Source organism: Duganella paludis, assembly GCF_054461335.1.
The window spans coordinates 2,395,762-2,416,648 of the sequence record NZ_CM136922.1; the positions used below are offsets into that span (position 1 = coordinate 2,395,762).

The window sequence follows — 20,887 nt, forward strand, 5'->3', positions numbered from 1 at the left end:
AGTTTAGTTGTCAGACTGCCAGCATCACTGTACATTTTTCGTCACCAATAACTAAAAATCCATAGGAGACATCATGCCGACTCGTCGCGGGTTTATCGCGGCCGTGGCTGGCTTGGCGCTGGCCAAGCCATCACTCGCCGAAACACCAGCCCTCATCATCTATGACGATGAACTGAGAAATGGCTGGCAAAACTGGAGCTGGGCCAAGGTCGACCTGAGCGTGCCGGCCGGCGGCGCCAAGCCGATCAAGGTCCAGGGCGAACCATGGAGCGCGCTGGCGCTGCACCGCGACGCCTTCGTCCCCACCGGCTACACCAAGCTCACCTTCAGCATCAATGGCGGCGCGCAAGGCGGCCAGTCCTTGATGATCAAGGCCATGGTCGACGGCAAGCCGGCGGACTCCAACTACGTCATCCAGCCCAAGGCCAAAACCTGGACCCAGGTTGAAGTCCCGCTCAAGGAGCTCGTCGCCGACGGCAAAGCCATCGACGGCATCGCCTGGCAAGGACAGGCCACGGCCTACAGTCCCTATTACATCACCCGCATCCAGTTCGAATAACTCAGGAGAAGTAACCACATGGCCGAATCCCTCCGCGCCGCAAGCCTGCTCGTCCTCGCCACGCTGGCCGCATCCGCCGGCGCCACCACCGTTACCGTCAAGTCGCCCGACGGCCGCAACGCCGTCGCAGTTGATAGCGACAAGCTGACTTACACCGTCAGCCGCGACGGCAAGAACCTTATCGCCACCTCCCCGCTCGGCCTCAACCTCGACATCGGCGCCATCGGCCCCGGTGCGAAGTTGAGCGGCCATGCGGAGCGCAGCGTCAAGGACACGTATGACATCGTGGTCGGCAAGGCGCGCAGCGCGCCCGATCATTTCAATGAATCGCGGCTGGCGTTTGCGGCCAACGGCAAGGCGCCGCAATTCCAGCTGCTGGTGCGCGCCTACGACAACGGCGTGGCGCTGCGCTACGTGGTGCCGGAGCAGGCCGGCCTGTCCTCCTTCAAGGTGATGAACGAGGCCACGCAGTTCAACTTCGCCAAGGACTACGAATGCTGGGGCGCCAACATGGGCCGCTTCGACACCAGTTTCGAGGCCGAATACGACAAGATCAAAGCCTCCGGCATCCGCAACTTCCACAACTTCATGGCGCCGCTGGTGTGCAAGAGCGGCGCGGGCGCCGGCACCTTCGCCATCGCCGAATCGGATGTGAAGGACTATCCGGGCTTCTTCCTCTCCGGCCGAGGCGATGCTGGCCTGGGCGTGATGGTCACGCTGCCGCCGCGCTTCGACAATAACCGCGATTACCGTTTCCGCAAAACCGTCTCCGCCAATGTGCAGCTGAAGGGACAAGGCTTCCAGACGCCGTGGCGCGTGGTGATGCTCGGCGATACACCGGGCGACCTGACCGCATCGTCGCTGATCCCGACCCTTGCCGCGCCTTCGCAGATCAAGGACACCAGCTGGATCAAGCCATCGAAAACCGCGTGGGACTGGTGGAACGACTGGGCCGTCAACGTGCCGAATGCGGGCGTGAACACCGCCACCTACAAGGCCTTCGTCGACTTCTCCAAAGAGATGAAGCTGGACGATATCCTGATCGACGAAGGTTGGTCGGTGGGCAGCGATATCGAACCGAATCCGCAGGCCGACGTCACCCGCGCCAAGCCGGAGATGGACATGCCGGAGCTGCTGCGCTACGCGCAATCGAAAGGCGTGGGCGTGTGGCTGTGGGTGCAGTGGCAGCAGCTCGATAACCAGATGGACGCCGCCTTCAAGCAGTACGCGGCCTGGGGCATCAAAGGCGTGAAGGTCGACTTCATGAACCGCAACGACCAGGAGATGGTCGACTGGTATCACAAGGTATTGCAGAAAGCCGCCGACAACAAGCTGATGGTCGACCTGCACGGCGCCTATCCACCGACCGGCTTGAACCGCACCTGGCCCAACTACATCACCCAGGAAGGCGTGCTCGGAGCGGAGAACAACAAGTGGAGCGCGCGCATCACGGCCGCCCACAACGTGACCCTGCCGTTCACCCGCATGATCCTCGGCCCGATGGACTACACGCCGGGTGGCTTCCACAACGCCACGCCGGCCGCCTTCGCGCACCGCAACCACGAGCCGATGGTGATGACCACGCGCGGCCACGCCATCGCCATGTACGTGGTGTACGACAGCCCGTTCCAGATGGTGTCCGACAGCCCGGCCGCCTACAAGAATGCCGACGGCTCCTGGGCCGATGGTGCGGAGTTCGTCCAAACTGTCCCTACTTCCTGGGATGAAACGCGCATCCTCGCCGGCGATATCGGCCAGTACATCGTCTCGGCCCGCCGCAAGGGCGACACCTGGTACATCGGCGCGATGGGCAATGAAGCTGGCCGCACCGTGAAGGTGCCGCTGTCCTTCCTCGGCAAGGGCGCATTCAACGCACAAGTGCTGCAGGATGGCGCCGACGCCAACCACCTGAAAGCCAGCAGCAGCAAGGTGAGCGCGACGCAAAGCATCACGCTCAAGCTGGCGCCATCGGGTGGCGCGGTAGTGGTGATCAAGCCGTAGAGGCGCAACGCCACTCGGCGTCAATCGCATGCAGGCGATGCGTCAGATGCAGCGCCTGCATGAACACCTCGTCATGCGACACCACCACCAGCGCTCCCTGATACCGGGTCAGCATGGCCTCCAATGCTTTCAGTGAGGCCAGGTCCAGGTGATTGCTGGGTTCATCGAGCAGCAGCAATTGCGCCGGCGGATGCGCATACAGCGCGCAGGCCAGGGCCACCTTCAAGCGCTCGCCGCCGCTCAGCGCGGACACCGGCGCTGCGGCCAGCTGCGCATCCAATCCCATTTGCGCCAGTTGCGTGCGCAGCGCGGCCTGGCCGGCTTCCCGATTGGCCTCCAGCAGATGGTCGATAGCGGAACGTTGCGGCGTGAGGTCGCTCAATTGCTGGTCGAGGTATGCGGTTCGTGCGTGGACCTCGCAGCGGCCGGCGAGCGGCGCGATGCGGCCCGCCAGCAGCCGTAGCAAAGTGGACTTGCCGCAGCCGTTCGAGCCGGAGACGCCGATGCGCTGCCGGCCGCTGATCACCATGTTGATGCCATGCGCCTTGGCCGATGCTGCGGTCGGCAACGGATACGGCAGCACCACATCCTCCAGCACCGCGACGCGCTGTCGTGCCGCCTGCGGTGGCGCCAGCGCGTGCATGGCGACGGCCACCTCCGGCGCCAGCTGCTGCGCCGCTTCATGCACACGCTGTGTCAACTGCTCCTGCTGCGCGGCGTGCTGCTGCCGCAGTTTCCCAGTCGTGCCTTGTGCGCGATTCTTCTGGCCGCCAAGCAGGATCTTGGCCTGGTTAGCATCGCGACCATCGCTGGCGCCCTTTGCCAGTCTACGTTCCTGCCGTTCCTGTTGCTCCCGCATGGCTTGCGTCTCGCGCTTACGTTCCAGCTTGCGCTGGTCAAGCTGGCGCTGGGCGCTCTCACGCTCCGCATGCTTGCATTCGGCGTAGAAGGAATAACCGCCGCCATAGCTGCGCAGGCCAAGCGGCGACAGTTCGACAATGCGGTCCATCTGCTCCAGCAGTTCGCGGTCATGGCTGATCACCAGCAGGCCGTGCGGCCAACGCTGCAACTGCGCCAGCAAGGCCGCTCGCTTGTCGCGATCCAGGTGGTTGCTGGGTTCATCGAGGATTAGAAACGCTGCGTCGGCAAGCCAGGCGGCGATCAGCGCCACGCGCATCGCTTCGCCGCCGCTGAGGGTGGCGACCGGCGTGTCCGGGCGCAGGTGGCCAAGGCCGCTACGCTCAAGCTCCAACTGCAGCCGCTCGCGCAGGTCCCAACGCTCGCCGACCGCGTCGAAGTCGGCCGGATCGGCGCTGCCTTTTTCGATGCGTTCAAGCGCCGTCATGGCGGCCTGCACGCCGGCCAGCGCGGCAACATCCGTAGCCTCCGGCGCCGCCTGCTGCGCGAGGTAGTACACGGTGCCGGCACGCGTGATGCGTCCGGCCGAAGGCATCAATTGGCCGGCCATCAAGCGCGCCAGCACGCTCTTGCCAGCGCCATTGCGCCCGACCAGGCCAGTGCGGCGCTGGTCGAATACTTCGTGCAGATGGTGGAATAGGACGCGGCCGTCGGCCAGCGTATAGGAGACGCCTTCCAGCGTCAGACAGGTATTCGTCATGATGATCCCAAATGATGTGTCGAAACCGTCCCGGTAAGGGACATGCTGTTAAGCGGACAACGACATCAATTGCGCATCGGACGAATACCTCATACGTGATAACTCAGGGCGAAACTATAGCACGTCAGACCGGCAGCGGCGCGTCGGGCGACACCAGTTTCTGCTCGCGCATCTCGTGCCAGAAGGCGGCCGGAATGACCTCGTTCTGCGCCGCCTGATCTTCGGCGATGCGCTCCGGACGGCTGGCGCCCGGGATCACCGCCGCCGTCGCCGGATGGGCCATCGCAAACTGCAATGCCGCCGCCTTGACGCTGATGCCATGCTTCTGCGCGATGGCCTTGATGCGTTCCACCTTGGCGACGATCTCCGGCGCGGCCTTTTGATATTCGAAGTGCGTGCCGCCAGCCAGGATGCCCGAGCTGTAAGGACCACCAACCACCATATCGATGCCGCGCTTGACGGCGGCCGGCAGCAGGCGCTGCAAGGCGCGTTCGTGATCGAGCAGCGTGTAACGGCCAGCCAGCAGGAAGGCGTTCGGCTGCGGCTCGTTCAGGTCCAGCAGCAGTTCCAGCGCCTCGACGCGGTTCACGCCCAGGCCCCAGGCCTTGATCACGCCTTCATTGCGCAAGCGGTCCAGCACGCGGAAGGCGCCGGTGCGGGCGATTTCGAACTGGGCCAGCCATTCATCGCCGTAGAAATCCTGCGCCACATCGTGAACGTAGACCACGTCCAGGTAATCGGTCTTCAGGCGTTTCAGGCTGTCTTCGATCGAGCGCAGCGTGGCGTCGGCGCCGTAGTCATTGAGGATCTTGTTCGGCAGGCCGTGCTCGAACACGCCGCCCTTCTCACCCATGTCACGCTTGGCCGGATCTTCGATTTCATCGAGGATCAGGCGGCCGACCTTGGTGCTCAATACATACTCGTCGCGATTGCGCTTGGACAGCGCCTCGCCCAGGCGCAGCTCGGCCAGGCCGGCGCCGTACAGCGGCGCGGTGTCGAAGTGGCGTATGCCGTGGTCCCACGCCGCATCGACCGTGGCCAATGCTTCGGCCTCGGGAATGTTGCGGAACATATTGCCCAGCGGAGCGGTGCCGAAGCCCAGTTTTTTGCCTTGCAGTTTTTGACGGAGACTCATCTTGATTCCTTGGTAAATGAAGAAAGTGAAGCAAGTTTAAGTTGACCGGATAAGACTGTCCAAGACATAATTTGCACAACTTAAGTCCCGTGAGGTCTGAAATGCTGGAGATCCGCCAATTGCAATACTTCGTCGCCGTGGCCGAGGAAGAACACGTGGGACGCGCCGCCGAACGGCTGCACATCTCGCAATCGCCCCTGAGCCGGCAGATCGCCCAGCTCGAAGAATACCTGGGGCTGACGCTGTTCGAACGCAGCCAGCAGCGCATCCGCCTGACCGGCGACGGCCGCACCTTCCTGGCCGAAGCCCAGGCTTTCCTGACCCACGCCAAGCGGCTGGAAGCGCTGGCGCGGCGGCTGGGACGCGGCGACGAGGGCGGCCTGTGCATCGGCTACGTCGAAAACGCCATGCACGCCGGCGTGCTACCGGCCGGCCTGCGTGCGCTGCGCGTCAGCCGCCCGCAAGTTCACGTCGCGCTGTACAGCCGCCACTCGCCGGAACAGTTGGAAGGCCTGCGCCAGCGCAGCCTCGATATCGCGCTGGTGTGCGACCCGCCGGCCGCCGACGATCCGGACCTGGCCAGCCAGCAGGTGCTGCACGACCCCATGATCCTGGCCCTGCCCGAAGCACATCCGCTATGCGCGGTGAAGACGCTCAAGCCGGCAGACCTGAATAACCAGGAATGGATCGTGGTGCGCCACGAAGCCACCGGCGAACATCACCAGAACTTCATTGCCGCCTGCGTGCGCGCCGGCTTCACGCCGCAGGTCAAGATGGAAGCGAGCGAGCCGATCACCGCGCTCGGCCTGGTGGCGGCGGGACTAGGCATCGCCCTGGTTCAGCAAGGGCTGCAGCATCAAGTACCGCCGGGCGTGGTGCTGCGCGAGCTGCCGTGGTTCAGCTACCGCGTGCCGCTGTGGGCGGCCTGGCATCGCATCAACCTGCGGCCACTGGTGGCCACCTTCCGCGAGACCTTGCTGGCATTGGCGGCGACGGAACGCTAGCAATATCGGCTACACTGTCGTTCACATCTTTTTGCGTCGCCCGCCATGCCCGAGAAGAACCTGCCCGAACTCATCACCCTGAAACGCCTGATCGATCAAGGCGGGCGGCATCTCGAAGTCGGCACCTCCTGCACGGTGGCCATGGACGGCCGCCAGTTCCCGGTCTACACCATCGCGCTCGGCAATCCAAGTCCGGACGTGCCGGCGCTCGGCTTCTTCGGCGGCATCCACGGCCTGGAACGCATCGGCACGCAGGTGGTGCTGTCGTTCATGGAAAGCCTGCTGGCGCGGCTGCGCTGGGACAGCACGCTGCACCAGCAGTTGGAATCGATGCGGCTGGTGTTCATGCCGCTGGTGAACCCGGGCGGCATGTGGCAGGCCACGCGCTGCAATCCGCAAGGCGTGGACCTGATGCGCAACGCGCCCTTGAGCGCAGTCGAGAAAGTACCGTTCATGCTGGGCGGCCAGCGCTACAGCCATCACCTGCCGTGGTATCGCGGTGCCGAGGGTGCGCCCATGGAGCCGGAAAGCCAGGCCGTGTGCGACGTGGTCGAGCGCGAACTGCTGACGCGCCAGTTCAGCATGGCGCTCGATTGCCACTCCGGTTTCGGCCTGCGCGACCGCGTCTGGTTCCCGCACGCGCACACCGCCACGCCGATCCCGCACCTGGCCGACATCGGCGCGCTCGAAGAACTGTTCAGCCAGAGCTACCCGAACCACAACTACGTGTTCGAACCGCAGAGCCGCCAGTACCGCACCCACGGCGACCTGTGGGACTACCTGTACCTGAACGGCACCAGCTACAACGACCGCGTGTTCCTGCCGCTGACGCTGGAGATGGGATCGTGGCTGTGGGTGAAGAAGAACCCGCGCCAGATCTTCGACCGCATCGCCATGTTCAACCCGACCGCGCGCCACCGCCTGCAGCGCGTACTGCGCCGGCACCTGATCCTGTTCGACTTCCTGATGCGCGCGGCCAGCAGCCACGGACGCTGGATGCCGGAAGGGATGGCGCGCAAGGTGCAGCACCGGCGCGCGCTGGACCAGTGGTATCACTCATGAGCCATTGGATTCTGCTGCGCGGCCTGATGCGCGAACAGCGCCACTGGGGACGCTTTCCCGGCGACCTGGCCGACGCGCTGATGGACGCCGTCATCATCACGCCCGACCTGCCGGGCAACGGCCAGCATCACACCCTGCGCAGCGCGACGACGGTGGCGCAGATGGTGGAGTTCTGCCGCCAGGAGCTGCGCGCGCGCGGCGTGCCGGCGCCCTACTCCGTGCTGGCGCTGTCGCTGGGCGGCATGGTGGCGGTGGAATGGGCCAGCCGCTATCCGCAGGAGATCGAGCGCTGTGTGCTCATCAACACCAGCATGCGGCCTTACAGCCGCTTCCACCAGCGGCTGCGCTGGCAGAACTATGCGGCCATCCTGCGGCAGGTGCTGAACGGCGGCGTGGAAAACCAGGAGCGCCTGATACTGCGACTGACCAGCCGCGCCGGCGACGATGGAGAACGGGAAAGCGTGCTGGCGCGCTGGCTGCGCTACCAGCGTGAATGTCCGGTCACGCGCGCCAACGCGCTGCGGCAGCTATGGTCGGCGGCCCGCTTCCGCGCGCCGGCACAACGGCCTGCGGTGCCGACGCTGGTGCTGAGCAGCGCCGGCGACCAATTGGTCGATCCGCGCTGCTCGGCCAACCTGGCGCGCACATGGCAGGCGCCGCATGCGTTGCACCCGAGCGCCGGCCACGACCTGCCGCTGGACGACGGACCGTGGGTGGCGGCGCAAGTGGCAAAATGGCTGGCGACGACCGAAGAGCGGTAAAATACCGTCCCTATGCAAACAACCGCCTCCACGCTGGAGTGCCGGCCGAACTGCGGCGCCTGTTGCACGGCCCCCTCCATCACCAGCCCCATCCCCGGTATGCCCAACGGCAAACCGGCAGGCGTGCGCTGCGTGCAGCTGGCGGAAAACAATCTGTGCCTGATCTTCGGCCGCCCGGAGCGCCCTGCGGTGTGCGGCGGCTTGCAGCCGGCGGCCGAGATGTGCGGCGACAGCCGCGACCACGCCATCCAGTGGCTGGATGCGCTCGAACGCGCCACCGCGCCGGCAGCCGCCTGAGTCAACGGCGCGATGCCATCTGTGACAGGATCTTGATCAATTCTTCCTTGATGCGAACGGCGAATGCGGGACGCGTTGGTATCACCGTCCGGTGCAACATTGCTTGGTGAAGCATGGCGACCTCCTGTAAAGAAAACTTGTTCATGGAGTTTTTGCTGCGTATGAGGTATATTTTCCGCCAGCCTCGGAGTGTTATCAAACGAGTTATTTTCGCTATGTGAATAAGAAAAACTTGGTCATGACCAAACCGCTGCGTTCCCTGTCAGGCTTGCTGGACTTCGATTGCGCAGCGCGCTGGGGCAGTTTCAAGCTGGCCGCGCAGGAGCTGCACAAGACGCCGGCGGCCATCAGCCTGCAGGTCAAGCAGTTGGAGGAGGCACTGGGATTCGAACTGTTCGTGCGCCATCCGCGTCACATCTCGCTGACCGAAAAAGGCCAGGAACTGGCCGCCACCGTGCGCAGCACGCTGACCGAACTCCATACAAAGGTCGCGGCGCTGCAAACCGGTGATGAGGAAAAAATCCTGCGCATCTCCACCACGCACTCGCTGGCGATCAAGTGGCTGGTGCCGCGCATCGCCCGCTTCACCAAGCTGTATCCCGAACTCGATATCCGCATCGACTCCAGCGACCAGCTGGTGAACATGGACGATGGCGGCACCGACATCGCGCTGCGCACCTATGACGTTGATCCCGGCGATCCGAATCTGCTGTTCGTGGACCGGCTGGTAGCCGTGTATAGCCCGTCCCTGCTGGCACCCGGCGAAACGGAGATCACGTTGGCGGACCTTCACCGCTATCCGCTGCTGCACGAATTCACCACCGACACCTGGATCGCGCTGCTACGCCAGAACAACGCGTTGAAGGGCAAGTACAACTTCTCGCGCGCCTACACCAACTTTGCGGTGATGGTGCAGTCGGCGATCGCAGGGCAAGGCATCGCGCTGGTATCGCACGCCATCGCCAGCGCGGACCTGCAAAGCGGCGTGCTGAAAATGGTCTGCTGCGAAAGCGCGCCATACCGGCGCGGCTACCGCATCATCATCAGTCGCGGCAAGCAAGGCATGCAGAAGATCACCCACTTCTGCGACTGGCTGCGAACCGAAGTAGCCGAGATGCAGAAAGGCCTGCCATGAAGCGCGCCGCATGCATAGCCGGGCTGTTGCTGGCCGTCGCCGCGCACGCCGCAGAAAAAGCGCCGCTGCGCTACGTCCAGAAAGTAGACGGCATGCTGAGCGCCGTGCCGCAAATACCGATGCGGTTTCAGAACGAGTTGGGGACGGCGCTGGCGCGTAAGTTGGGCCGCCAGGTCCAGTATGTCCAGCTGCCGCGCACCCGCGTGATGGGCGCACTCGAAAACGGCGATGGAGATGTCCTATGCAGCACGCTGCCCGAATGGATGCCCGGCGACGTGGACTGGACCCGCGCCTTCATTCCCGTGAGCGAAGTGGTGGCGTCGTCGCCGCGCGTGAAGGCGCCCGCCACGCTGGCCGAACTGCGCGGGCAGCGCTTCGGCACGGTGCTGGGATTTCGCTATCCGGAAGTGGAGCGCGTGCTGGGGCAGGATTACATCCGCGACGACGCGCCGTCGACCGCGCTGTCGATCCGCAAATGGAAGGCGGGACGCTTCGACTATCTGATCACGCCGCGAACCATGATCGAGCGCGAGATCGCATTGGGCACGCTGCCGCGCGGCACGCACATCATGACCATCTACGAAGTGAAGACCAAGTGTGCTGTGTCGCGCAAGGGCGCGATCAGCGTCGCCGAATTCAACAGCGCCATCGAGGCGCTGGAGAAATCCGGCGAACTGGCGCAACTACTAAAGCAGCGCTAAAGTTACTGCGTCAGCTTGAGCGAGCTTTCAAGGCGGATGTCGTCCGAAGCGCTACCCACCATCAGTTTGAAGTCGCCCGCCTCCGCGCCCCACTTCAACTGGCTATTGAAGAACGACAGCGTATCGCGGTCGATGGTGAAACTGACGCGCCGCGTTTCACCCGGCTTCAGGTTCACTTTCTGGAAGCCCTTCAACTCCTTCAGCGGACGCACCACTGAAGACACCATATCGCGCAGGTAAAGCTGCACGATCTCCGTGCCCGCCACCTTGCCGCTGTTGGTCAGATCGAACGACAGCGTCACCTTCTGCGCGCCGGCGAGGGCTGCGCTGCTCAACGCCAGGCCTGAGTACTTGAAGTCCGTGTAGCTCAAGCCATGGCCGAAGGCGTAGCGCGGCGTATTGACGGAATCGATGTAGGCCGACTTGTAGACCACGTCCCTTTCATTCGTCACCGGACGGCCGGTGTTGTAGCTGGCGTAGGACAGCGGAATCTGGCCGACGTTGCGCGGGAAAGTGATCGGCAGCTTGCCCGATGGGTTGTAGTCGCCGAACAGCACATTGGCGACCGCGTTGCCGCCTTCGCTGCCGGGGAACCATGCGTAGACGATGGCGTCTGCCTTGTCGGCGATGGTGTTGAACACCAGTGGACGACCGGCCAGCATCACCACCACCACCGGCTTACCGGTCGCTTTCAGGGCAGTGAACAGCGCTTCCTGCTGGCCAGGCAGCGAAATGTCGGTGCGCGACTTGGCTTCGCCGCTCATGTCCCAGGTCTCGCCCACGGCCAGCACGATCACGTCCGCGCGCGAGGCCGTGGCGACGGCGTCGGCAAAGCCTTCGCTGCCGGCGCAACCGGGTTTGCAGGCCTGCGCATAGCTGATCTCCGTCTTGCCGGCGTGGCTGCGGATGCCTTCGACGATGCTGACCACTTTCGCGCGCTCGCCCTGCACCACCCAGCCGCCTTCCAGATCACGTTGCGAGTCGGCCAGCGGGCCGATCACCGCAATGCGTTTGGACTCGCGCGACAGCGGCAGCAGCTTGCCTTCGTTCTTCAGTAACACGATGGACTTCTGCGCCACATCCAGCGCGGCGGCGCGGTGCGACGGATCGGACAACACCGCCTTCTCGCGCGCAGCGTCGGAATAACGGTACGGATCGTCGAACAGGCCCAGCTCGAATTTCTTGTAGAGGATGCGGCGCACGGCGTCGTCCAGCGTCGCCATCTTCACCTTGCCGGCCTTGACGGCCGCTTCCAGGTGCTGGCTGTAGGCATAGCCTTCCATGTCCATGTCGCTGCCGGCGTTGATGGCCTTGATGGCGGCATCGGACAAATCGGCAGCATACCCGTGCGGCACCATCTCGCGCACCGAGCCCCAGTCGCTGACGATGAAGCCCTTGTACTTCCAGGCGCCCTTCAGGATGTCACGCTGCAGGAAGGCACTGCCGGTGGCCGGCACGCCGTTCAGCGTGTTGAAGGAGTTCATGAAGGTGGCCGCGCCGGCGTCGGCGGCGGCCTTGAACGGCGGCAGGTACACCTCGTACAACTGCTGCTCGCTCATGTCGACGGCGTTGTAATCACGTCCCGCGATCGCCGCGCCATAGGCCGCGAAATGCTTGGCGGTAGCCATCACGGAATCGGTGGCGCCCAGCTTCTTGCCCTGGAAGCCGTGCACGCGCGCGGCGGCGATCTTCGAGCCGAGGTAAGTGTCCTCGCCAGCGCCTTCCATCACGCGGCCCCAGCGCGGATCGCGCGCCACGTCCACCATCGGCGCGAAGGTCCAGTGGATGCCGGCGGCGGCGGCTTCCTTGGCGGCGATGTGTGCCGACAGCTCGATCGCGTCCATGTCCCAGGAAGCAGCTTCACCCAGCGGCACGGGGAACACGGTCTTGTGGCCGTGGATGACATCAAGGCTGAACAGCAGCGGTATCTTCAAGCGCGCCTGCAAGGCCAGCGCCTGGATCTCGCGGGTGTCGGCCACGCCGACCACGTTCAGCATGGAGCCGACCTTGCCGGCACGGATGTCGGCCAGCTTGTCGGCGTACTCGATGCTGGTCGGCCCCGTGAACTGGCGGCCGGAGAGCTGGTGCAGCTGGCCGACCTTCTCGGCCACCGTCATCTGCTTCATCAAGTCGGCGACCTTGCGGTCGATCTGTGCATCCTGGGCGTGGGTGGCGATTGCGAACAAGGCTGCGCTGACCGCAGCGGTGATATGTAGTTTCTTCATTTGTACTGTTGTTGTTTCTGGTCGTAGTAGGACTTCAGCGTGTAGAAGGCCAGCTTCTTCTTGCCGGTTTCGGAAATCACGCCTTTGCGGTTCCAGTAATCCTGGTACTCGGGATGCGGACGGCGCGGCGAGCGGAAATCGGTCAGGATCCACGGCGTGATGCCGCGCAGGCCGGGAATCGCATCGAGCAGCTTGAAGGTGTTCTTGTACAGCTGGTCCTGATATTCCTCGCTCCACTTGGTGTCGGTGTCGGCGTGGTAGCCGCCCAGCGCGTCGGCGCCGAACTCTGTCACCAGCACCGGCTTGTTGTAGTCGACCTTGAAGGAGAACTTCAGCATCTCCTTGTTATTGGACCAGTACCAGCCGGCGTATTGATTGAAGCTGGCCAGGTCGATCTTGTCGGCCAGCGGATCTTCGACGGTTACAACGTCGCCGTTGCGGTGCACTTCCAGCGCCGCGCCCACCAGGCGGGTGCGGTCCAGCGAACGCACGGTGTCGGCCAGCTTGCCCATGAACTCAGTGCGAATCGGGCTCACCGGCGTCTCGTTACCGATGGACCAGATCACCACGCTGGCGCGGTTCTTGTCGCGCACCACCAGGTCGGTCAGCTGCTGCTTGGCGTTGGCGTAGACTTCCGACTTCTCCCACGAGATGGTCCAGTACACCGGCACCTCGGCCCACACCAGCAGGCCCATTTCATCGGCCAGCTTGATCATCTCTTCGCTGTGCGGGTAGTGCGCCAGGCGGACGTAGTTGCAGTTCATGTCCTTGGCCCACTGCAGCATCATGCGCATGTCGCCTTCGCCGCGCAGGCGGCCCGGGATCAGTGGATTCTCATCGTGGATCGAAATACCGCGCATGAAGATGGATTTGCCGTTCAACAGAATATCGTGGCCGCGCGTTTCGATGGTGCGCAAGCCGATGCGGTCGTTCAGCGTGTCGGTGGCGCCGGCGATGTTCACGGTGTACAGCTTCGGATCTTCCGGCGACCAGTAACGCACCTTGTTCTTCGGCAGAGCGATGCTGACGGTAGCGCGGCCGTTGGCGTCGGTGCGGACCACGGTTTTCACGCCCAGTTCCGCGATGGAGACGGTGACATCCTGCGCACCTTTGGCGCCGGCAAGCTGCACGAAGCCTTCGATGCGGCTGCGGTCACCCTTGGCCAGCTGGATCTGGTAATCCTCGATGTAGGTGCCCGGCGTTTCAGCCAGCAGCACGTCGCGCGTGATGCCGCCGTAATTCCACCAGTCGGTGTTCACGGTCGGGATATCGTCCTGGTGGCGCGTGTTGTCGGCCTTGACCACCACGGTGTTCTCGCCTTTTAGCAGGCGGCCTGTCACCTCGAACTGGAACGGCGTGAAACCGCCCTTGTGGCTACCCAGCTTCTTGCCGTTCAGGTAGACGTGGGACTCGTAGTTGACCGCGCCGAAGTAGAGGAAGTAGCGCTTGCCGTCCTTGGGTGTGGCGTTGAACTTCTGGCGCATCCACAGCGTGCCTTCGTAGAAGGCCAGCTTGGCGTCCTGCGAGTTCCAGTCGCCCGGAATTGCCAGCGTCGGCGAGCTGTCGAAGTTGTATTCGACGGCGTCGTCCTTGTCTTTCGGCTTGCGGTCGTCATAGAAGCCGCCGGCGCCGGTGGGCGACTGATCAAACGGCTGACGGCGATAATTGTAAAAGCCCGTCTCGTAAGGATCGATGATGTAGTGCCAGCGGCCGTTCAGCGACAGGTGCTGGCGGCCGTAGATGTTTTGCAGCGTAGGCGGCTGCTTGGCCAGTTCGGCGCGCGCACCGGCGCCCTTGTTTGCCTGCGCCTGTCCCGGCGCCTGGTCATCCTGTGCACCTGCCGCGAAACTCGCGGTCAGGCAGCTTGCCAACAGCAGCAGCTTCCACATTTGTCGCATTCCTGTCTCCTGAAGTTATTAGTTAATTCGTGAACTTGCCTTCGTAATCCGGTGGTGCGGCGTCGATGTGCAGCGTGAGGCGCAGCGGTAGCTGGTCCATCACCGGCGCCAGGTACGCCTTGGCCGATGCCAGCAGCGTATCGCCTATCGTCCGCACCAGCGCCGGACTGCGGCCCGGCGTGATGCGCATGTTCAGATAGACGAAAGCCCGCCCCTGCTCGCCGTCCGCCACTGCGTACTGCGCGGCCGGATAGGCCAGCACACGCGTGCCGTACAGGGGAAACACCAGCGCGCCGGCATCATCCTGCAGGGTGACCAGCGTATGCGACAGCACCTTGCACAAGGCGCCGATGTCGGCATGCGCATCCAGGTTGGCGGTGTACTCGATTTTCAGATGCGGCATGCACTTCCTTTATTGATATTTGATCGTCCACTTGATCGTCAGCGGCTCTTTCATGGTCAGCTTGCCGGTAGTGCAGGTGACCAGGGTTTTCATCGGGCCGTAAGGCGCCATGAATTCCCGGTCGCCGTTGGTTGGCGCCGACTGGCATTGCTGCAGACCGCTGACACTGTACTCCTTCACCGTGCCCTGCGCGAAGGTCGCCACATTACCCTTCATGGTAGCCTGATCCGAGAACGATGCGAATTCCAGCGTGATCTTCTCTACTTCCTGCGCGCCCACCGGCGTATAAACATCGGTGCGGGTCATCACGCCGTGCTCCAGCGTGTAATTGGTGCGCAACTTGATGCGCGCGTCCTTCTGCGGACCTTTCTTGCCCAACTTGTCCAGTTCATCCTGACGGTAGGTGACGGTATAGCGCTTGCCGTCCTTGCCGGTCTTGATATCCTTGATCCACGCCGCACCGATCAGCTGCGCGCCGTCGGCCATGGTGAACTTCGGCAGCAGCTGCGCGTGCGCACCTCCGCTATCGGCTACGCCGGAGACGATGCCCGGCGCGAACGGCAGCGGATAGTAAGGGCTGTTGTCATGCTGGCTGCTGCCGCCGTTGATCATGTTCAGGCTGACCACATGCGGGCCGTCGCGGAAGATCGCCAGCGCGCGGTCATACTCGCCCTGCGCAAACGTGGTGACGCTGAATGGCGGACGGCTCTTGTCCAGCCACGCCTGCAGGTCGGCCTTCGGCTGCACGTCCTTGAAGCCGGCCTTGTTCCAGGTGTCATTGGTGTAGATCAGCTGATGCAGAAGCGAAAAGTTCTCGCCCAGGATGCGGTGCTTGCCACGATAGGTGTCGGTGCGGCGGCCCTTGCCCCACATGTCCAGCGACTGCATGGACGGGTCGTACCAGAAATCCATGTAACGCGCTGCCACCCGCGACGAATAGGTATAGGCATACTGCTTCTCTTCCGCCGTCAGCACATTCAGGTAGGCCGACACGGACAGGATCTCCACCATCGCCGTTTCGCCGTAAGGCCCCAGGCTGCGGCCGAAGCTGAAACCCTGGCCTTCGGTGTTGGCGACATTCAGCGCCACGTCGGCCGCCTTGCGCAGCAGGACTTTCAATTCCTCGGTCGGCTGCAAGCCGGTTTCCAGGAAGCGCTCGCAAATCTCCGCGATCAGCAAAATACTATAACGGTCGAAGCGCCCTTCGCCGTCGGTCTCGTCGGAGAAGCCGAACTTGCCGGAGTATTTGTTGTAATGGGTGAGCATCTTTTCGAGCAGGACCTTGCCCGCGCTGTCGTCTTCCCAACCCATCATCATACGCAGGCGCGCGATGCTGAAGGCCACGCCATAGTAATTAGTCGGCAAGTTGATCAGATCCCACTGCGGCGTGACGAAGGTGCGCCAGTCCAGCTGCTTGCGCAGCTTTTCCAGCGTGGCCGGACTGACGGCGCGTTCCAGCAGGCCCGCCTCCTTCAACTTGACCAGCGCGCCGATGTAGTAATAGATGCCCCAGGTATGGTTCTCCATGCCGACCGTCATATCGGCGATGTCGCGGTAATCCTTCAGCTTCTGCTCCAGCGCCGGATCGTCCTTGGCGGTGTTGAGCAGCACATGGCCCAGGCCCGCCGCCACTTTCCCCGGCAGGAATTTGTCGCCGCTCTTGAACGGCGAGGCGCCGTCCAGCACCATGCCCTCTCTTTCCGCCACCAGCTTCTTGAAGAAGAAGTCCAGCTGCTTGTAGGCGTTGTCTTGAACGATGCGGTTCATGGGGGCGTTGGATGCCGCGTTGGATGCCGAATACGCCGGCGCGCACGCCGTCATCACGACCAGCGCTGCGGAGGTCAGGGGAAGGAATTTCATGGTGTCTCGATTATTGTGGAAAACGTTTTACAAATAGTAGGTGATTTTGCCGATAAGGTAAACACTTATGGATTGCGGTTCAGGGTCGAATGACGCAGCACCAGGCGCGGCTCGATGATGGTGGATGGCGTGGCCGGCTTGCCGTCGATCTGAGCCAGCAACTGCTCCATGGCCGCCGCGCCCATCCTCTCGCTTTGCAGGTCGACCGTGGTTAACGGCGGCTGGGTGTAGCTGGCGAAATCGATGTTGTCGAAGCCCGCCACCGAGATATCCTCCGGCACGCGGAAGCCCAACGTCTGCGCCGCTTTCATGAAGCCCATGGCCATCAGATCGTTGTAGCAGATCAGGGCGTCGGGATGGGTCGCGCCCAGCATGATGGAGGAACTCATGCGCTCCCCTTCCAGCGCGGACGGCGCGCCGCCGTCGTACACGGTCAGCTGCAATCCAGCGGCCGCCATGCAGTCGCGGATGCCGGACAGGCGCTCCTCGTCACGTCTCGATTTGGAAAAGCCAAGGTAGGCGATGCGCTTGTGGCCGAGCGTGACCAGATGCCGCGTCAGCATGGCTGCGCCCCGGTGATCGTCGCCCGCCACACAGGGAATCTCGCGCTGCGCCAGGCGGCCAAGGAAGACCAGCGGCTTGCCCATTTCGAGCATCCAATCCATCTCCGCCTCGGGGATGCGCGAGATCACGATCATGCCGTCCACACGCCGGTTCAGCGCTTCCAGCAGCGGGCGCTCGCGATCAGGATTTTCCTCGGTGTCGACCAGCAGCAGGTTGTAGCCATGTTCCTGCGCCACCCGGTTGGCGCCCTTCACCACGCTGCTGAAGTGCGGATTCGCCACATCCAACACGGACAGGCCGATGCTCTGCGTGCGGCCGGTAATCATGGACTGCGCCAGCGGGTTGGAACGGTAGCCCAGCTCCGCGATCACCCGCGTCACCGCCTCTTCCACGGCCGGCGAAAAGCGCTGCGCGCCGTTGACGAACTTGGACACCGTGGCGGTGGACACGCCGGCGCCGGCGGCCACGTCGCGGATGGTCGGCACAGGCTTTTTCATGAATCGATTGACCTCGGGAAGAATTTAGTTATACTGGCGATTAAACGTTTAACTACAATACCTTCACCATCCCACAAAAGCAAGCCATGAGCACTACTAAACCATTCAAACGCATTCTATTGACCGGCGCCGGCGGCGGCCTGGGTACTGTCCTGCGCGAACGCGCCAAGGCGTGGGCGGGCGTCGTCCGCCTGAACGACGTCAAGGACCTGGGTCCCGCGCGCGAGGGCGAGGAGATCGTCATCGGCGATCTGGGCGACCGCGACAACGTCATGAAGATGATGGAGGGTGTGGACGCCGTGCTGCACTTCGGCGGCATTTCGGTGGAAGACAAGTTCGAGCCGATCATGAACGCCAACATCCTCGGCCTGCACCATTTGTATGAGGCGATCCACAAGTGCGGCGTCAAGCGCGTGGTCTACGCCAGCTCCAGCCACGTGGTCGGCTACTACAAGACCACCGACCTGGTGGACGCCAGCATGCCGCTGCGCCCGGACGGCTTCTACGGCGTATCGAAAGCCTTCGGCGAAGCGCTGTCGCGCTACTACTACGACCGCTTCGGCACCGAGACGGTCTGCCTGCGCATCGGCTCCTCGTTCCCGGAACCGAAGAACCCGCGCATGATGGTCACCTACCTGGCCTATGACGACTTGATCGAATTGATCCGCTGCTCGCTGTTCACGCCGCGCGTCGGCCACACCATCACCTTCGGCACCTCGGAAAACGCCACCAAGTGGTGGGACAACAAGCACGCCTCGCACCTCGGCTATGTGCCCAAGCACAGCTCCGCCGAATTCGCCGGCAACTTCCCCGACAGCGCCGACTACCCGGCCGACGGCGACGCGCCGACCATATATCAAGGCGGCCCGTTCGTGACGGCCGGCCCGATGTACAAATAAAAAATCATCCACAACGGAGACAAAGCACATGATGTCGTCGCATCTGCGTATTGCTGTATTGGCCGCACTGGCCGCCATGTATCAAGCCGTACCCGCTGTTGCCGCCGAAGCGCCTGCCGCGCAAGCTGCGGCGCCGTCGGCCGCCATCAATCCCAAGGCCGTGCTGTCGGCCATGGAGAGCGTGGCGGACTGGCAGCTCGCCAACCCGAGCAAGCACCGTCCGGACGACTGGACCCAGGCGGTCGGCTACAACGGCATCATGGCGCTGGCGAACATCTCCGGCAGCAGCAAGTACCGCGATGCGATGATCGCCATGGGCGAGAAGAACAACTGGAACCTCGGTCCCAACCACTACCACGCGGACGATCACATCGTCGGCCAGACCTACGCCGAGCTATATCTGCAAACGCGCGATCCGAAGATGATCGCGCCGCTGCGCGCAGCGTTCGACGACATCCTGGCCAACCGCCGCACCGGCACGCTGGAGTTCACCGTCAAGGGCAACCAGGACCGCTGGTCGTGGTGCGACGCGCTGTATATGGCGCCGCCGGCCTGGCTGCGCCTGTGGGCCATCACCGGCGACCAGCGCTACCTCGACTTCGCCATCAGCGAATGGTGGGTGACCTCGGACTACCTGTACGACAAGGAAGAGCACCTCTACTTCCGCGACTCCAACTACTTCGACAAGCGCGAAGCCAACGGCAAGAAGGTCTACTGGAGCCGAGGCAACGGCTGGGTGATGGGCGGCCTGGTGCGCGTGCTGCAATACCTGCCGGAGAATCACCCGGAACGTCCGCGCTTCGTCCAGCAGTACAAGGAGATGTCGGCCAAGCTGCTCACGCTGCAGCAGCCGGACGGCTTGTGGCGTGCCAGCCTGCTCGATCCCGCCACCTACCCGATGAAGGAATCGAGCGGCTCGGCGCTGTACACCTACGCCTTCGCATGGGGCGTGAACCAGGGCCTGCTCGACGCCAAGGCCTTCAAGCCCGCCGTGCAGAAGGCGTGGAGCGCGCTGATCGCCAACGTCCAGGCGGACGGCAAACTGACCCACGTGCAGCCTATCGGCCTGGCGCCGAAGGTCTTCGACGACAACCTCACCGAAGTGTATGGCGTGGGCGGTTTCCTGCTGGCCGGCAGCGAGGTGTATCGCATGGCGGTGCTGGACAAGACCAAGCTGCAGACGGTGAGCGTGGCCAATCCTACCAGCGGCGTGCGCGGCGACGAACTGGCGGAAGCATCGCTGGCCGCCGGCCTGCGCAAGCCGGTGGTGATGGATGCCGCCACCTCTGCCATCGTCAACTCGCAGGTGATTGGTAAAAAAATCCTGTTCCCGGTGAATCTGGCCGCCGGCGAAACGCGCCGCTACCTGGTGCTGCCGGGCGACCGCCTGGCTGCCGTGCCGCCGGCCGACGTAAAAACCCACGCCCGCTTCGTGCCGGAGCGCCTGGACGATTTCGCCTGGGAGAGCGACCGCACCGCGCATCGCGTGTACGGCACCGCCATCATCAAGGATCCAAAGGAGCAGTTGATCAGCAGCGGCGTGGATGTTTGGGTGAAGAAGGTGCGCACGCCGGTAATCGATAAGTGGTACAAGCGCGGCGAGTATCACCACGACCTGGGCGAAGGCCTGGACTACTACAGCGTGGGCCAGAGCCGTGGCTGCGGCGGCACCACCATCGTCGATGGCGGCAAGCTGCACAACTCGTCCAACTTCACCAACTACAAGGTCATCGCCGACGGCCCGCTGCGTTCCGTATTCGAGTTGACCTACGGCGGTTTCGCGGTCGGCAACGGCCGCACCGTGTCGGAAGTGAAGCGCTTCTCGATCGATGCCGGCTCCAACATGACCCGCGTTGAAACCCGCTACGCCAGCAATCGCAAGGCGCCGTTGGCGGTCGGTGTCGGCATCGTCCAGCGCGACGGCGAGGGCAAGTACGCCACCGACGCAGCCGGCGGCTGGGCGGCCTACTGGGAACCGGCGCACGGCGACGATGGCAGCACCGGCTGCGGCGTGATCCTGCCGGCCGGCGTCAAATCCTTCGAGGTGATCGACAAGCAGCAACTGGCGATCGGCACGGCGCAACCGGGCCAGCCCTACGTCTACTACTTCGGCGCCGGCTGGAGCAAGAGCGGCGACTTCGCCGACGCCGCCGCCTGGGACGCCTACGTGCGCGGCTACACGCAAAAGCTCAAGGAGCCGCTCAAAGTCAGCATCAAATAAACGTGCCGCCGGCCGTCCTCGTGGCGACCGGCGGTTTTTTTAACCCT

At 63.6% G+C, this 20,887-nt stretch carries 18 protein-coding genes; 10 read left to right on the plus strand and 8 right to left on the minus strand.

Going from position 1 to position 20,887, the window contains the following annotated elements:
* Positions 1 to 73: 73 nt before the first annotated feature.
* Positions 74 to 559, plus strand: a complete 486-nt coding sequence (locus tag ACXZ1M_RS10810; RefSeq protein WP_459053163.1) for a hypothetical protein — start codon at positions 74 to 76, stop codon at positions 557 to 559.
* A gap of 18 nt (positions 560 to 577) precedes the next feature.
* Positions 578 to 2,560 (plus strand): glycoside hydrolase family 97 protein, encoded by a 1,983-nt coding sequence (locus tag ACXZ1M_RS10815; protein WP_459053164.1) that lies wholly within the window; start codon positions 578 to 580, stop codon positions 2,558 to 2,560.
* On the opposite strand, the gene ACXZ1M_RS10820 is transcribed toward ACXZ1M_RS10815, so the two are convergent.
* Entirely contained in the window at positions 2,550 to 4,178 is a 1,629-nt protein-coding gene (locus tag ACXZ1M_RS10820) for an ABC-F family ATP-binding cassette domain-containing protein (RefSeq protein ID WP_459053165.1), read from the minus strand. The two genes, ACXZ1M_RS10815 and ACXZ1M_RS10820, sit on opposite strands and share 11 nt — an antisense overlap.
* A 124-nt stretch (positions 4,179 to 4,302) precedes the next feature.
* Positions 4,303 to 5,313 carry an aldo/keto reductase gene (locus ACXZ1M_RS10825; protein ID WP_459053166.1) on the minus strand — a complete coding sequence of 337 codons (1,011 nt, stop codon included), beginning with the start codon at positions 5,311 to 5,313 and terminating at the stop codon, positions 4,303 to 4,305.
* A gap of 101 nt (positions 5,314 to 5,414) precedes the next feature.
* Here ACXZ1M_RS10825 and ACXZ1M_RS10830 point away from each other — a divergent pair, with 101 nt between their 5' ends.
* The 4 genes from ACXZ1M_RS10830 to ACXZ1M_RS10845 are packed head-to-tail and all read left to right on the plus strand — an operon-like array spanning position 5,415 to position 8,437.
* Positions 5,415 to 6,317 (plus strand): LysR family transcriptional regulator, encoded by a 903-nt coding sequence (locus tag ACXZ1M_RS10830; protein WP_459053167.1) that lies wholly within the window; start codon positions 5,415 to 5,417, stop codon positions 6,315 to 6,317.
* Positions 6,318 to 6,362: 45 nt separating this feature from the next.
* Positions 6,363 to 7,379, plus strand: a complete 1,017-nt coding sequence (locus tag ACXZ1M_RS10835) for a M14 family zinc carboxypeptidase (RefSeq protein WP_459053168.1) — start codon at positions 6,363 to 6,365, stop codon at positions 7,377 to 7,379.
* On the plus strand, positions 7,376 to 8,140 hold the full coding sequence (locus ACXZ1M_RS10840; protein WP_459053169.1) for an alpha/beta fold hydrolase: 765 nt from the start codon (positions 7,376 to 7,378) through the stop codon (positions 8,138 to 8,140). The genes ACXZ1M_RS10835 and ACXZ1M_RS10840 overlap by 4 nt, the downstream gene beginning before the upstream one ends.
* Positions 8,141 to 8,152: 12 nt before the next feature.
* On the plus strand, positions 8,153 to 8,437 hold the full coding sequence (locus tag ACXZ1M_RS10845; protein WP_459053170.1) for a YkgJ family cysteine cluster protein: 285 nt from the start codon (positions 8,153 to 8,155) through the stop codon (positions 8,435 to 8,437).
* A gap of 1 nt (position 8,438) precedes the next feature.
* Here the strand turns inward: ACXZ1M_RS10845 and ACXZ1M_RS10850 are convergent, their stop codons facing one another.
* Positions 8,439 to 8,582 carry a hypothetical protein gene (locus ACXZ1M_RS10850; RefSeq protein WP_459053171.1) on the minus strand — a complete coding sequence of 48 codons (144 nt, stop codon included), beginning with the start codon at positions 8,580 to 8,582 and terminating at the stop codon, positions 8,439 to 8,441.
* Positions 8,583 to 8,675: 93 nt separating this feature from the next.
* Here ACXZ1M_RS10850 and ACXZ1M_RS10855 point away from each other — a divergent pair, with 93 nt between their 5' ends.
* Positions 8,676 to 9,572 carry a LysR substrate-binding domain-containing protein gene (locus ACXZ1M_RS10855; protein WP_459053172.1) on the plus strand — a complete coding sequence of 299 codons (897 nt, stop codon included), beginning with the start codon at positions 8,676 to 8,678 and terminating at the stop codon, positions 9,570 to 9,572.
* Complete coding sequence (locus tag ACXZ1M_RS10860; RefSeq protein WP_459053173.1) at positions 9,569 to 10,273, plus strand: substrate-binding periplasmic protein; 705 nt, start codon at positions 9,569 to 9,571, stop codon at positions 10,271 to 10,273. Before ACXZ1M_RS10855 ends, ACXZ1M_RS10860 begins: the two co-directional genes overlap by 4 nt.
* Positions 10,274 to 10,275: 2 nt before the next feature.
* Here the strand turns inward: ACXZ1M_RS10860 and ACXZ1M_RS10865 are convergent, their stop codons facing one another.
* From ACXZ1M_RS10865 to ACXZ1M_RS10885, 5 genes are all read right to left on the minus strand, one after another.
* The gene (locus tag ACXZ1M_RS10865; protein WP_459053174.1) at positions 10,276 to 12,498 is read right to left on the minus strand and encodes a glycoside hydrolase family 3 N-terminal domain-containing protein; all 2,223 of its coding nucleotides are present in this window, start codon (positions 12,496 to 12,498) and stop codon (positions 10,276 to 10,278) included.
* Positions 12,495 to 14,396, minus strand: coding sequence for a glycoside hydrolase family 2 protein (locus tag ACXZ1M_RS10870; RefSeq protein WP_459053175.1), 1,902 nt, complete (start codon positions 14,394 to 14,396; stop codon positions 12,495 to 12,497). The genes ACXZ1M_RS10865 and ACXZ1M_RS10870 overlap by 4 nt, the downstream gene beginning before the upstream one ends.
* 22 nt (positions 14,397 to 14,418) lie before the next feature.
* On the minus strand, positions 14,419 to 14,799 hold the full coding sequence (locus ACXZ1M_RS10875) for a 5-carboxymethyl-2-hydroxymuconate isomerase (RefSeq protein ID WP_459053176.1): 381 nt from the start codon (positions 14,797 to 14,799) through the stop codon (positions 14,419 to 14,421).
* A gap of 9 nt (positions 14,800 to 14,808) precedes the next feature.
* Positions 14,809 to 16,659: a hypothetical protein gene (locus tag ACXZ1M_RS10880; protein ID WP_459053177.1), complete on the minus strand. Its 1,851-nt coding sequence runs from the start codon at positions 16,657 to 16,659 to the stop codon at positions 14,809 to 14,811.
* Positions 16,660 to 16,724: 65 nt separating this feature from the next.
* Complete coding sequence (locus ACXZ1M_RS10885) at positions 16,725 to 17,720, minus strand: LacI family DNA-binding transcriptional regulator (RefSeq protein ID WP_459053178.1); 996 nt, start codon at positions 17,718 to 17,720, stop codon at positions 16,725 to 16,727.
* An 86-nt stretch (positions 17,721 to 17,806) separates the two neighbouring features.
* Here ACXZ1M_RS10885 and ACXZ1M_RS10890 point away from each other — a divergent pair, with 86 nt between their 5' ends.
* Together ACXZ1M_RS10890 and ACXZ1M_RS10895 are read left to right on the plus strand one after the other, a co-directional pair.
* Positions 17,807 to 18,619, plus strand: coding sequence for an NAD-dependent epimerase/dehydratase family protein (locus ACXZ1M_RS10890; RefSeq protein ID WP_459053179.1), 813 nt, complete (start codon positions 17,807 to 17,809; stop codon positions 18,617 to 18,619).
* Positions 18,620 to 18,647: 28 nt separating this feature from the next.
* On the plus strand, positions 18,648 to 20,840 hold the full coding sequence (locus ACXZ1M_RS10895) for a glycoside hydrolase family 88 protein (RefSeq protein WP_459053180.1): 2,193 nt from the start codon (positions 18,648 to 18,650) through the stop codon (positions 20,838 to 20,840).
* The last annotated feature ends 47 nt before the right edge of the window (positions 20,841 to 20,887 follow it).

Excerpts from the sequence above, each read along its gene's own strand:
- ACXZ1M_RS10810 (WP_459053163.1), top strand. The coding sequence starts at position 74 with ATGCCGACTCGTCGCGGGTTTATCGCGGCCGTGGCTGGCTTGGCGCTG.
- ACXZ1M_RS10815 (WP_459053164.1), top strand. The coding sequence starts at position 578 with ATGGCCGAATCCCTCCGCGCCGCAAGCCTGCTCGTCCTCGCCACGCTG.
- ACXZ1M_RS10820 (WP_459053165.1), bottom strand. The coding sequence starts at position 4,178 with ATGACGAATACCTGTCTGACGCTGGAAGGCGTCTCCTATACGCTGGCC.
- ACXZ1M_RS10825 (WP_459053166.1), bottom strand. The coding sequence starts at position 5,313 with ATGAGTCTCCGTCAAAAACTGCAAGGCAAAAAACTGGGCTTCGGCACC.
- ACXZ1M_RS10830 (WP_459053167.1), top strand. The coding sequence starts at position 5,415 with ATGCTGGAGATCCGCCAATTGCAATACTTCGTCGCCGTGGCCGAGGAA.
- ACXZ1M_RS10835 (WP_459053168.1), top strand. The coding sequence starts at position 6,363 with ATGCCCGAGAAGAACCTGCCCGAACTCATCACCCTGAAACGCCTGATC.
- ACXZ1M_RS10840 (WP_459053169.1), top strand. The coding sequence starts at position 7,376 with ATGAGCCATTGGATTCTGCTGCGCGGCCTGATGCGCGAACAGCGCCAC.
- ACXZ1M_RS10845 (WP_459053170.1), top strand. The coding sequence starts at position 8,153 with ATGCAAACAACCGCCTCCACGCTGGAGTGCCGGCCGAACTGCGGCGCC.
- ACXZ1M_RS10850 (WP_459053171.1), bottom strand. The coding sequence starts at position 8,582 with ATGAACAAGTTTTCTTTACAGGAGGTCGCCATGCTTCACCAAGCAATG.
- ACXZ1M_RS10855 (WP_459053172.1), top strand. The coding sequence starts at position 8,676 with ATGACCAAACCGCTGCGTTCCCTGTCAGGCTTGCTGGACTTCGATTGC.
- ACXZ1M_RS10860 (WP_459053173.1), top strand. The coding sequence starts at position 9,569 with ATGAAGCGCGCCGCATGCATAGCCGGGCTGTTGCTGGCCGTCGCCGCG.
- ACXZ1M_RS10865 (WP_459053174.1), bottom strand. The coding sequence starts at position 12,498 with ATGAAGAAACTACATATCACCGCTGCGGTCAGCGCAGCCTTGTTCGCA.
- ACXZ1M_RS10870 (WP_459053175.1), bottom strand. The coding sequence starts at position 14,396 with ATGCGACAAATGTGGAAGCTGCTGCTGTTGGCAAGCTGCCTGACCGCG.
- ACXZ1M_RS10875 (WP_459053176.1), bottom strand. The coding sequence starts at position 14,799 with ATGCCGCATCTGAAAATCGAGTACACCGCCAACCTGGATGCGCATGCC.
- ACXZ1M_RS10880 (WP_459053177.1), bottom strand. The coding sequence starts at position 16,659 with ATGAAATTCCTTCCCCTGACCTCCGCAGCGCTGGTCGTGATGACGGCG.
- ACXZ1M_RS10885 (WP_459053178.1), bottom strand. The coding sequence starts at position 17,720 with ATGAAAAAGCCTGTGCCGACCATCCGCGACGTGGCCGCCGGCGCCGGC.
- ACXZ1M_RS10890 (WP_459053179.1), top strand. The coding sequence starts at position 17,807 with ATGAGCACTACTAAACCATTCAAACGCATTCTATTGACCGGCGCCGGC.
- ACXZ1M_RS10895 (WP_459053180.1), top strand. The coding sequence starts at position 18,648 with ATGATGTCGTCGCATCTGCGTATTGCTGTATTGGCCGCACTGGCCGCC.